Origin of the sequence: Nocardioides szechwanensis, from assembly GCF_900103935.1 — a bacterium.
GTDB classification, from domain to species: domain Bacteria; phylum Actinomycetota; class Actinomycetes; order Propionibacteriales; family Nocardioidaceae; genus Nocardioides; species Nocardioides szechwanensis.
The window spans coordinates 61,478-73,062 of sequence record NZ_FNIC01000012.1 but is presented as its reverse complement, the minus strand read 5'-3'; the positions used below and the strand labels follow the sequence as shown (position 1 = coordinate 73,062).

Genomic DNA, 11,585 nt, shown 5'->3' with positions numbered 1-11,585 from the left:
GGCCTCGAGGAAAGCGGGCTTGGTGCCGTGGTCCAGGGTCCGCCACAGCCGCCGTCCACGTCCCTGGTCATAGCGCCGGGACCGACGCCGGCACCGACCGCAACGGTTCTTCTGACGCGCCATCGGTCGGACACTGACCACGACCCGGCCACCGTGACCCGGCTCGACTCGAACGTCCTCGATCGCGGTGTCTTCAAGTCCGAGCAGGGGTCGCCATAGGGTGAGCGCAGACACGCCGTTCTCCTTCGCCAGGTAACTGTTCCTCAACAGCTCAGAAACCTAGCCAGAGAACGGCGTGTCCTACGTCAACTGCTCAACCCCACCCACACATCCGTCACAAGAGCCAAACTTTCGGGCGGGTCAACGTGATTTTCGGTCAGTTTGTGACGGGTCAACCGGTCAGACGACGGCGAGCGGGAGCAGGCTGCGGCCGGTGGGGCCGATCTGGATCTCGGTGTTCATCTCCGGGCAGACGCCGCAGTCGTAGCAGGGGGTCCAGCGGCAGTCCTCGACGTCGGTGGCGTCGGGGTTGAGGGCGTCCTCCCAGTCGGCCCACAGCCAGTCCTTGTCGAGGCCCGAGTCGAGGTGGTCCCACGGGAGCACCTCGTCGTAGTCGCGCGCACGGGTGGTGTACCAGCCGAGGTCGACGCCGGTGCCGGCCAGTGCGGTGGCGCACGACTCGGCCCAACGGTCGTAGGAGAAGTGCTCGCTCCAGCCGTCGAAGCGGCCGCCGTCGCGCCAGACCTGCTCGATGACGGCACCGACGCGGCGGTCGCCGCGGCTGAGCAGTCCTTCGATCGTGCCCGGCTTGCCGTCGTGGTAGCGGAAGCCGATGGCGCGGCCGTACAACTTGTCGTCACGCACCGCGTCGCGCAGCTTCTTCAGCCGCGCGTCGGTGGTCTCGGCGTCGAGCTGGGCGGCCCACTGGAACGGCGTGTGCGGCTTGGGCACGAACCCGCCGATCGACACCGTGCACCGGATGTCGTTGCGCCCGGAGACCTCGCGGCCCTTGGCGATCACCTTCTTGGCGAGGTCGGCGATCTCCATGACGTCCTCGTCGGTCTCGGTCGGGAGGCCGCACATGAAGTAGAGCTTCACCTGCCGCCAGCCGTGCGAGTACGCCGCCGCGACGGTGCGGATCAGGTCCTCCTCGGTGACCATCTTGTTGATCACCTTGCGCAGCCGCTCGCTGCCGCCCTCGGGCGCGAAGGTCAGGCCCGAGCGGCGGCCGTTGCGGGAGAACTCGTTGGCCAGGTTGATGTTGAACGCGTCGACGCGGGTGCTCGGCAGCGACAACGAGACGTTGGTGCCTTCGTAGCGGTCGGCCAGCTGCTTGGCGACCTCGCCGATCTCGGTGTGGTCGGCGCTCGACAGCGAGAGCAGGCCGACCTCCTCGAAGCCGGACTTGCGGATGCCGTTCTCGACCATCGCGCCGATGGTCTCGATGGAGCGCTCACGCACGGGCCGGGTGATCATCCCGGCCTGGCAGAACCGGCAGCCGCGCGTGCAGCCACGGAAGATCTCGACCGAGAACCTCTCGTGCACGGTCTCGGCGAGGGGCACCAGCGGCTTGGCGGGGTAGGGCCAGGCGTCGAGGTCCATCAGGGTGTGCTTGGTGACCCGGAAGGGGATGCCCGGCCGGTTGGGCACGACGGCCTCGATCGTGCCGTCGGCGCCGTAGGTGACGTCGTAGAACTTCGGGACGTAGATGTTGCCCGTGACGGCGAGCCGGCGCAGCAGCTCGTCCCTCCCACCGGGACATCCCTCGGTCTTCCACTCGCGCACGACCTCGGAGATCGCGAGGACGACCTCCTCGCCGTCGCCGAGCACGGCCGCGTCGATGAAGGTGGCGATCGGCTCGGGGTTGAACGCGGCGTGGCCGCCGGCCAGCACGATCGGGTCGTCGTCGGTGCGGTCGACCGCGTGCATCGGGATGCCGGCGAGGTCGAGGGCGTTGAGCATGTTGGTGTAGCCCAGCTCGGTCGAGAAGCTGAGGCCGAAGACGTCGAAGTCACGCACCGGGCGGTGTGCGTCGACGGTGAACTGCGGGATCGGGCCCTGCGCGTCACCGGTGCGCATCACCTGCTCCATGTCGGGCCACACCGAGTAGGTGCGCTCCGCGACGATCCAGTCGCACTCGTTGAGCACCTCGTAGAGGATCTGGACGCCCTGGTTGGGCAGCCCGACCTCGTAGGCGTCGGGATACATCAGGGCCCAGCGCACCGTCGGCCCGTCGGGCGCGCAGTGCCAGTCCTTGACGGTGGAGTTGAGCTCGCCGCCGACGTACTGGATCGGCTTCTGGACCGAGGACAGCCGGGGCTCGAGCCGCGGGAACACCGAGGCCGGGGTCGGGCGGTCGAGCTCGAGTCGTTGACCGGTGACGGGCACGGAGGAACCTCAAGGAGTCGGGAGCGGGGACCCTCAAGAGTACGTCGGGGCGCAGGCACGCGACGAACTCGGCGACCGGCGGTCGCGGCGTTTCACGGGAGGCTCGCCTGGGCAGGCTGAGCGAGTCCCGCTCCACCGAGCACGACGACGCGGGACCCCCCGACCTACGACTGACCTACGACTCCCCGACCGACCTGCCCGAAAGGCTCTCGAATGGCAACCCCAGCCCAGCTCGCGGTGGACCTCCACCATCTCTGGTTCACCGCCAAGTCGCTGCGCGAGATGGGCACTGCCCACACCGGCGCCGCGGGCATCGTGGACGGCTGCAACCCGAGCTCGGCGCTGTCCCGTCCGGCGAGCATCGGCCTCGGGAGCAACGGCTTCTACGACGACTGGTCCGCGCTCAAGGAGCAGGTCATCGGCGTCCTGAACACCAACGGCAGCAGCCTCAACGACACCGGGGACGCCCTCGACGTCTGCGTGAAGACCTACACCGACACCGACACCGCCGTGCAGACCGAGCTCGACGCCCTGAAGGCGACCATCCCCTATGAGTGACAACTACGGCGACATCCGCTCCGAGGCGAAGGCCCTCGTCGAGAAGTTCGTCGAGCTCGAGGTCGAGCACCAGGCGATGCTGGCGTTCAACCGCGCGCTCGCGGAGAGCGGCGACCTCGACGACATCCACAGCTGGACCAACGAGAAGAAGGCGTTGGAGCTCCAGGTCTACAGCGACCAGTGGCGCGGGGAGATCGCGTCGTGGTTCGCCGACATCACCGAGATGTTCGACGACCTCGCCGACCTCCCCGACCCCGCGCCGCTGCGCTCCGAGGCGGAGGGCCTGTACGGCGCGCTCGCGCTGCTGGCCGGTCCCAGCGGACACACCGACATCGCCGACGGCACGGTGCACGGCCCGGCTGAGGCATTCGAAAAGCTGTCGGCCATCCCCACCATGCTGGTCGACTGGGAGGGCCACGCCGCGGAGGCGTTCAAGCTCAACTTCATCCCGCCGCTCGAGCGCGTCGCCTTCCACGAGTTCGAGGCGGTGGTCAGCCTGCGCTCGCCGCTGATCGCGGCCGCCTACATGTGGGAGAAGGCCCGCGAGGACGTCTCCAACCTGATCGACGAGGCCAACTCCGCGCTCGACGACTACAGCGGCGGCAAGGACTCCGCCGACGCCGTACTCGCGCTGGGGATCATCGGCGCCATCGTCGCGGTGGCTGCGGTGCCGTTCACCGGTGGCACGTCCGCGGCGCTCTACTGGACCATGGCCGGCTCGGCGATCGCGGTCACCGGCGCGGTCGTCGGTCACCCGAACGAGCCGGAGAAGCAGTTGGACATCTCCGGCGACAGCCCCGCCGACATCGCACAGTCGCTCCGCGACGCGATCTGGAAGCTCAAGCTGCAGCTCCTCGAGCACGAGCTCTTCATCTCGCGCCAGATCCGGACGCTGTCCGACCAGATCAACGGCTACACGGCGCCGAAGGGCACGCCGCCGATCCCCCGGGACCCGCCGTACTACAGCACCGAGCACAGCTACAGCGAGTCCACCGTGCACGAGTTCGCGCTGCCCCGCCCGCTGCTCGCCGACGCCACACCCGGCAACGTCAACGACGACGGCTACCTCGGGACGCCCAAGTGACCGCGGCACCGGAGTACCTCGAGACCCTGACCGCCGAGGCCGAGACGCCCGACGGCACCGCCTTCGCGCGGCTGCGCGGCACCAGCGACATCAGCGTCTCGTTCGTCCCGGGCTACTACGCCCAGACGACGGAGGCCCGGCTCGCCGACAAGCTCACCCAGCTCGGCCGCCTGCTCTGGGTCGCCCGAATGCGGGAGTACTACCGACTCAAGAGCGACCTGCTGAACCGTGAGGTCCGGGGCGAGGGCCGGCCGCGCAACGAGCGGCAGGCCGCCCGGCGCGAGGCCCGCGACTCCATCGTCGCGAGCGGGCGCTCGGACGACGGCCGGGTCGAGCTCAGCGCGGTGGGACTGCTGAGCTGGTCGGCGACCGTGGCTCCCGGCACCGTGCGCCAGGTCTCCGAGGAGGCCTTCACCGCCGCCTGCGCCCAGGCCGCCGAGCGTCTCGTCGAGGACCACCTGTGGCAGCTCAAGCTGGTCTGGGCCTCCGCCTCCACCGGTCGGTCGCTCGGATAGCCCTGGCGTGGGGCTCGCCTCGCTGACGGGCTTGGCCTTCCGTAGGGTCGTGACCATGAGCTCGTCGCCGGTCCGTGGCCCTTTTCAGTGGACCGTCGCGGTGCCGGTGGTGACGTTCGTGCTGATGCTGGGCACCTGGACCTGGCACGAGCACTGGCTGGTCCTGGCGGCGATCGGGGTGGCCCTGGTGGCCGCGGTGCTCGCGGCGGTCCACCACGCCGAGGTCGTCGCGCACCGGGTCGGGGAGCCCTACGGGTCGCTGATCCTGGCCGTGGCGGTCACGGTGATCGAGGTCGGCCTGATCGTGATGCTGATGACCAGCGGGGGCGAGGGCACCAGCACCTACGCCCGTGACACGGTCTTCGCCGCGATCATGATCACCCTCAACGGGATCCTCGGCCTCTCGCTGCTGGTCGGTGCGCTGAAGCACCACCTGGTCAGCTTCAACGCGTCGGGCACCGGCTCGGCGCTCGCGACCGTGATCACCCTGGCCAGCGTGACGATGGTGCTCCCGCGCTTCACGACATCGGGTGACGGCCTGGAGTTCTCCCCGTCGCAGCTGGCGTTCGCGGCCGTGGCCTCGCTGGTGCTCTACGGCGGCTTCGTGTTCACCCAGACCGTGCAGCACCGTGACTTCTTCCTCCCGGTGTCGAGCGACGAGTACGGCCGGGTCACCGGCCTGCTCGACGCGGACGACGACGACCACGCCGACCCGCCGCCGGCCTCCGAGGCCATGCTCAGCCTCGGCCTGCTGGTGCTCTCGCTGGTCGCGGTGGTGGGACTGGCCAAGCTGCTGTCGCCCACGATCGAGGACGGCGTGAAGAGCCTCGGGTTCCCGTACGGCGTCGTCGGCGTGGTGATCGCCCTCCTCGTGCTCGCCCCGGAGTCGATCGCGGCCGTGCGCAACGCCGCCCGCGACCGGGTGCAGATCAGCCTCAACCTCGCGTTCGGGTCGGCCATGGCCTCGATCGGCCTCACCATCCCCACGATCGCGATCGCCTCGATCTGGCTCGACGGGCCGCTCGAGCTCGGCCTGCCCCCGACCCAGATGGTGCTGCTCGCGATCACGGTCGTCGTCTCGGTCCTGACCGTCGTCCAGGGGCGGGCCAAGGCCCAGCAGGGGCTGATCCACCTGGTCCTGCTCGCGGCCTTCCTGTTCCTGTCGGTGAAGCCCTGACTAACCCGCAAACCAGGTCCGTTTGCGGCCTCAGGCGCGGACCAGCACCCGCGGGGTCGGCGTCATCCGGGCGGCGGGGGCCGCGATCGCCCGCAGGTGGATGTTCTGGAGCAGGCCCACGGCGAGCATGCCCGCGAACATCGAGCTGCCGCCGTACGACACGAACGGGAGGGGGACGCCGGTGACCGGCATGATGCCGAGGCACATCCCGATGTTCTGGAACGCCTGGAAGCCGAACCAGCAGGCGATGCCGGCCGCGGCCATCCGGCCGAACACGTCGTCGGTGTGGGCGGCGATCGTCAGGGCCCGCCACAGCACGACGCCCAGCAGCGCGATCAGCAGCCCGGCGCCGACCAGGCCGAGCTCCTCGCCGGCGACCGTGAACACGAAGTCGGTGTGCTGCTCGGGCACGAAGCCCGAGCGGGTCTGGGAGCCCTCGAACAGGCCCTGGCCGAAGAGCCCGCCGTTGCCGACCGCGATCCGTGCCTGCTCGACGTTGTAGCCGGCTCCGCGCGGGTCGAGGTCGGGGTTGGTGAACGCCAGGAAGCGGTCGACCTGGTAGTCCTTCAGCAGCCCGCCGGCCACGGCCACGAAGCCCGCCGCGACGCCGCCGGCGGCGAGCAGCGTCAGCCACCGGCGCCGGGCACCCGAGGCGGCGAGCACGCCGAAGACGGTGGCGGAGAGCACGAGCATGGTGCCGAGGTCGGGCTGGAGCATGATCAGCGTCGCGGGGATCGCGGCCACGGCCAGCATCGCGAGCACGTCGACGGTGCCGACGCGTGCGCGCCAGCGCCCCTCGGAGCGCTCGGCGACGACCAGGGCCATGCCGACCACGACCGCGAGCTTGGCGAACTCCGACGGCTGGATCGACATCCCGCCCACCATCAGCCAGGAGCGCGAGCCGTTGACCGTCGTACCCATCGTGAGCACGAGCACCAGCCCACCCACCGACGCGAGGTAGACCAGCGGCGCGAGGATGCGGACCCAGCGGTGGTCGGTGGCCATCACCGTGACCATCAGCACCAGGCCGATGGCGATGTTGACCACCTGCTTGGAGAGGTACGCCGAGGGGTCGCCGCCGGTGAGGTCGTCACGGTTGCTGGTGGCCGACCAGACCAGCAGGGTGCCGAGCACGGTGAGCGCGAGCACGGCGAGCAGCAGCAGCCAGTCGATGCCGGGCAGCCGGGTCGGGCGACTGGCAACGCGGATGGGGGTGGGGGTCACTGGTCCTCCCGGGCCGGGGGCAGGATCGAGCCGTCGCGGCGGAAGGACGGCAGTGCGGCGGGCGGGACGGTGCCGGGGATGGCGGCGTCGCCCGGGCGGACGTCCTCGCCGGTGATGCCGTAGAGGGCCTCCCAGATCGCGCGCACCGCGGGGCCGGAGGTGCCCGACCCGGTGCCGCCCTGGCTGACCATCATCACGACGACGTAGTCGTCGGAGTAGGAGGCGACCCAGGAGGTCGACTGCTTGCCGTAGACCTCCGCGGAGCCGGTCTTGGAGCGGATGACGACCTCGTCGAGCGGGAACCCGCCCATCCGCCAGGCCATCGTGCCCTGCCGGGTGACGCCCTTGAGCGCCTCGTCGATGTAGCCGATCACGCGGTCGGGCACGTGCACGGTGCCGACCTTCTTGGGCGCGATCCGGCGGATCACGTGGCCGTCGGGGCCGACGATCGCCTTGCCGATGCGAGGCGCGTAGAGCGTGCCGCCGTTGGCGATCGCGGCGTAGGCACGGGCCAGCTGGAGCGGGGTGACGATGGTGTCGCCCTGGCCGATGGCGAAGTTGACGGCGTCGCCGGCGCGGTAGGCGAAGCCCTCGACGCAGAACTCGCGGGCGAAGAGGTAGACGAAGTCGCTGGTCTCGTCGTCCTGGGGCTTCGACGACAGTTCGCAGTAGTAGTCCTTCTGCGACTCGAAGTAGGCGCGCTTCCACTTGCGGTCGGCGATCCGGCCCGAGGCCTCGCCCGGAAGGTCGATGCCGGTCTCACGGCCGAAGCCGAAGTCCTTGGCCTTCTGGACCAGCGGGTCGCGCGCGTCGACGTCGGCGACGTCGGAGCCGTAGCGCTGCCAGAAGTCGAGGCCGACGCGGTAGAAGAACGTGTTGCACGAGACCTCGAGGGCCTTGGCGAACGTGATGTAGCCGTAGGCGCCGGACTCGTAGTTCTTGAAGTCGCGGTTGCCGACGCTGAGGTAGGACGAGCAGTTGAGCAGGGTGTCGCGGTCATAACCGTTGGTCAGCGCACCCGCGGTCATGAACGGCTTCCACGTGGACCCGGGCGCGAACTGCCCCTGGGTGGCGCGGCCGAGCAGCGGGGTGCCGGCGCGCTCGGAGTAGAGGCGCGAGAGCTGCTTCTTGGTGATCCCGCCGACCCAGACGCCGGGGTCGTACGTCGGCTGGCTGGCCATCGCGACCACCCGGCCGGTGTCGGCCTCCAGCACCACCACGGCGCCCGAGTCGGCGACGTAGTTCTTGCCGGTCACGCTGTCGAACTCGCTACGCGCGACCGCGATCGCGTCCTCGAGCTGCTGCTCGACGACGCCCTGGACCTTGGCGTCGATCGAGGTGACCAGGGTGTCGCCGGGCTGGCTCTCGACCTCGCCGTCGTCGCCGAGCACTCGGCCCATCGAGTCGACGGCGACGCTGCGGTAGCCGGGCATGCCGCGCAGCCAGCGGTCGTACTGCTTCTCCACACCCGCACGGCCGACGGCAGACGCCCCGTTGACGGACCGGTCGCCACCATCCTCGGCGGCGTCGAGCTCGTCCTCGGTGATCGGGCTGAGGTAGCCCAGCACGTGCGCGAGGTTGATGCCGAACGGCTCGGGGTAGGAGCGCACGGTCTGCTGGTCGACGACGACGGCCGGGAAGTCCTCGGGCTGCTCCAGGATCCGCAGCGCCACCGACTGGTCGACGTCCTTGGCGACGGGCACCGGCTGGAAGGGCGAGCCGTTCCAGCACAGGCCGACGACGCTGCCCGCGTCGCCGCAGGAGATCAGCTGCCGCTCGATCCGCTTGGCGCGTACGTCCACCTCCGCGGCGAGGCGCTCGACGAGCTTCTCGCGCACGTCGTCGGTCATCTTGTCGAGCACCGACCGGTCGAGCGAGACCACCCACGAGGTCCGGTTGGTGACCAGGGGGCGCCCCATGTCGTCGACGATCAGCCCGCGTTGCGGCTGGACGACGATCTCGCGCACCGACTGGGCCGCCGCCTGCGCGTGGTACTCGTCGCCGCTGACGACCTGGAGGTAGTAGAGCCGCGCGAAGAGCGTGACGAAGAGCGAGAAGACCAGCGCCTGGAGCACGATCATCCGCAGCCGGCTCTTCTGCGAGGCCTGGGTCGGGGACGCCGACGAGGTCACGAGGTCGCCCGGTCGGGCTCGAGCCGGCGGAACATGGTCATCACCAGGGGCAGCACGAACGGCGTGAGCACGACGTCCCACAGGACGGAGGCGCCCACGACCTGGAGCAGGTCGGGCACCGCCATCGGCGGGTCGCGCAATAGGATCCCGCTGATCGCGAACACCGACGTGCCGAGGAACGACGACGCGGCGACGGTGGCGACGACGGCGGTGACCGTGGGCTTGACGTCGAGCGCGACCCGGCCGGCGACGTAGCCCACGACGAGCAGCGCGAGCGCCCAGCGGCCGGCGACGTGGTCGGCCGGCGGGGCGAGGTCGAGCAGCACGCCCGCGGCGAACCCGAGCAGCATCGCGAACTGGGCGCCGCGCACCAGGGCTGCGCCGACAACCACCAGCAGCACGAGGTTGGGCACCACGCCCTGCCACGCGACGTACGAGAAGACCGAGACCTGGAGGACCAGCGCCGCGGAGACCGCCAGCACGGCGACGAACGCGCGCATCCCAGTCATCGGATGCTCCCGTCGGCCTCGACCACGGCGCGGTCGCTGTCGGTGCCGGACGGCACGACCACGCCGACCAGGTCGAGCGCGCCGAAGTCGACGAACGGCGCGATCACCGCGCGCTGCGACCCGTCACGCACGTTGGAGAAGACGGTCTCGATCCGGCCGACGGGGACGCCGGCGACGTAGGGGGCGCCGCTCTCGCTGCCCCACGTGACGACGGTGTCGCCGCGGTTGGGCACCACGGAGGTGTCGATCAGCTCCAGGTCGAGGCGGCCCTCGTCGCCGAGCACGCCGCGGCCGTGGAGCATCCCGATCTCCATGCTCTCGCCGACCCGGCCGCCGACGACGGAGTCGGCGTCGATGACCAGCAGGACGGTGGCGGTGGTGCGGGTGACGCGCAGGACCCGGCCGACCAGCCCGTCGTTGTTGACGACCGTCATGTCGGGGCGCAGACCGGCGCGGGAGCCGGCGTCGATGGTGACCGTGCTCGAGAAGGACTGGGACGGGCCGAGGCCGACCACGCGGGCGGGGACCAGCGCGTAGCCGAGGCTGCCCGCGGCGGCGGTCAGCCCGTCGTACTCGGCGAGCTTGTTGCGGTCGTAGCCGGCGGTGTTGACCTGCTGGCGGAGCTCGGCGTTCTGGGCCTCGAGGTCGTCGATCTCGTCGCGCATGGAGTCCTGGGAGCGCAGCCAGCGCGGGATCGACACCACGGGGCGGATGGCGGTGGCGACGCCGACCTCGACCGGGCCGTAGACCTCGCCCATGACCCGGCGCACCGGCTCGACCGGGGAGTCGTTGCCGCCCTGGTAGTCGAGGGTGATCAGGGTCGCGCACGCCAGCAGCAGCGCGACGACGAGCCCGCGCGGGGGCTGGCCGTGCCGGCCGGAGCCTCCGGAGGCGCCGAGGCCGGTGGGCCTCCAGCGCCGCTCTCGGGTCGGGTCGGGTCGCATCACAGGCGCCTCTTGTCGGAGACGAGGACCTGCTGAAGTGCCTCGAACTCCTCGACGCAGCGGCCGGCGCCGAGCGCGACCGAGAGCAGCGGGTCCTCGGCGATGTGGACCGGCATCCCGGTCTCGTGACGCAGCCGCTCGTCGAGGCCGCGCAGCAGGGCGCCGCCGCCGGTGAGCACGATGCCGCGGTCCATGATGTCGCCGGCCAGCTCGGGCGGGGTCTGGTCGAGGGTGACGCGTACGGCGTCGACGATGGCGTGGAGCGGCTCCTCGATCGCCTGGCGGATCTCGGTGGCCGACACCACGACGGTGCGCGGCAGGCCGGAGACCATGTCGCGGCCGCGGATCTCCGCCTCGGGCTCCTTGGACGACGGGAACGCCGAGCCGAGGGTCATCTTGACCTCCTCGGCGGTGCGCTCGCCCAGCATCAGCGAGTGCTCCTTCTTCATCCAGGTCACGATCGCCTGGTCGAGCTCGTCGCCGGCAGTGCGGATGGACAGGCTGGTCACGATGCCGCCGAGGGAGATGACCGCGACCTCGGTGGTGCCGCCGCCGACGTCGACGACCATGTTGCCGGTGGCCTGGTGCACCGGGAGCCCGGCGCCGATGGCGGCCGCCATCGGCTCCTCGACGATGTAGACCCGGCGCGCGCCGGCCTGGTAGCCGGCCTCCTTGACCGCCCGCTGCTCGACCGCGGTGACCCCGCTCGGCACGCAGATGACCATCCGGGGCTTGGCGAAGTAGCGGCGGCGGTGCACGCGCTGGATGAAGTAGCGCAGCATCTGCTCGGTCGCCTCGAAGTCGGCGATCACGCCGTCCTTGAGCGGCCGGATGGCGGTGATGTTGTCGGGGGTGCGACCGATCATCCGCTTGGCGTCGTGGCCGACCGCGAGCACCTCGCCGGTGGTGTCGTTGACCGCCACCACGCTCGGCTCGTCGAGCACCACGCCCTTGCGCCGGACATAGACCAGCGTGTTGGCGGTGCCGAGGTCCACGGCCATGTCGCGGCCGATGAAGCTGTTCGCCATGCTGGTGCCTCGCAGCCCTGTGCCAG

At 70.6% G+C, this 11,585-nt stretch carries 11 protein-coding genes; 4 read left to right on the top strand and 7 right to left on the bottom strand.

What is annotated here, in order from left to right; translation table 11 throughout:
- Both BLR90_RS21815 and BLR90_RS20030 read right to left on the bottom strand, forming a co-directional pair.
- Nucleotides 1–123, bottom strand: a 123-nt coding sequence (locus BLR90_RS21815; RefSeq protein ID WP_425433652.1) for a transposase family protein, incomplete at its 3' end; no start/stop codon positions are given.
- 276 nt (nt 124–399) lie between these two features.
- Nucleotides 400–2,337, bottom strand: a complete 1,938-nt coding sequence (locus BLR90_RS20030) for a TIGR03960 family B12-binding radical SAM protein (protein ID WP_218029507.1) — start codon at nt 2,335–2,337, stop codon at nt 400–402.
- A gap of 264 nt (nt 2,338–2,601) precedes the next feature.
- Between BLR90_RS20030 and BLR90_RS20025 the strand changes: the two genes are divergently transcribed.
- From BLR90_RS20025 to BLR90_RS20010, 4 genes are read left to right on the top strand one after another with little or no spacing between them, the layout of a single operon-like run.
- Nucleotides 2,602–2,946, top strand: coding sequence for a hypothetical protein (locus BLR90_RS20025; protein WP_091027000.1), 345 nt, complete (start codon nt 2,602–2,604; stop codon nt 2,944–2,946).
- Nucleotides 2,939–4,030 carry a hypothetical protein gene (locus tag BLR90_RS20020; RefSeq protein ID WP_091026999.1) on the top strand — a complete coding sequence of 364 codons (1,092 nt, stop codon included), beginning with the start codon at nt 2,939–2,941 and terminating at the stop codon, nt 4,028–4,030. Before BLR90_RS20025 ends, BLR90_RS20020 begins: the two co-directional genes overlap by 8 nt.
- Complete coding sequence (locus BLR90_RS20015) at nt 4,027–4,545, top strand: hypothetical protein (protein ID WP_091026998.1); 519 nt, start codon at nt 4,027–4,029, stop codon at nt 4,543–4,545. Before BLR90_RS20020 ends, BLR90_RS20015 begins: the two co-directional genes overlap by 4 nt.
- 55 nt (nt 4,546–4,600) lie before the next feature.
- Nucleotides 4,601–5,722: a calcium:cation antiporter gene (locus tag BLR90_RS20010; protein ID WP_091026997.1), complete on the top strand. Its 1,122-nt coding sequence runs from the start codon at nt 4,601–4,603 to the stop codon at nt 5,720–5,722.
- Between the two features lie 30 nt (nt 5,723–5,752).
- On the opposite strand, the gene rodA is transcribed toward BLR90_RS20010, so the two are convergent.
- From rodA to BLR90_RS19985, 5 genes are read right to left on the bottom strand one after another with little or no spacing between them, the layout of a single operon-like run.
- A complete protein-coding gene (gene rodA, locus BLR90_RS20005) occupies nt 5,753–6,946 on the bottom strand; it encodes a rod shape-determining protein RodA (protein ID WP_091026996.1) in 1,194 nt (397 codons plus the stop codon).
- Nucleotides 6,943–9,078, bottom strand: coding sequence for a penicillin-binding protein 2 (gene mrdA, locus BLR90_RS20000; protein ID WP_245715428.1), 2,136 nt, complete (start codon nt 9,076–9,078; stop codon nt 6,943–6,945). Before mrdA ends, rodA begins: the two co-directional genes overlap by 4 nt.
- Nucleotides 9,075–9,587, bottom strand: a complete 513-nt coding sequence (gene mreD / locus BLR90_RS19995; RefSeq protein WP_091026995.1) for a rod shape-determining protein MreD — start codon at nt 9,585–9,587, stop codon at nt 9,075–9,077. The genes mrdA and mreD overlap by 4 nt, the downstream gene beginning before the upstream one ends.
- The gene (gene mreC / locus BLR90_RS19990) at nt 9,584–10,531 is read right to left on the bottom strand and encodes a rod shape-determining protein MreC (protein WP_091026994.1); all 948 of its coding nucleotides are present in this window, start codon (nt 10,529–10,531) and stop codon (nt 9,584–9,586) included. The genes mreD and mreC overlap by 4 nt, the downstream gene beginning before the upstream one ends.
- Entirely contained in the window at nt 10,531–11,559 is a 1,029-nt protein-coding gene (locus tag BLR90_RS19985; RefSeq protein WP_170254418.1) for a rod shape-determining protein, read from the bottom strand. Before BLR90_RS19985 ends, mreC begins: the two co-directional genes overlap by 1 nt.
- Between the last annotated feature and the right edge of the window lie 26 nt (nt 11,560–11,585).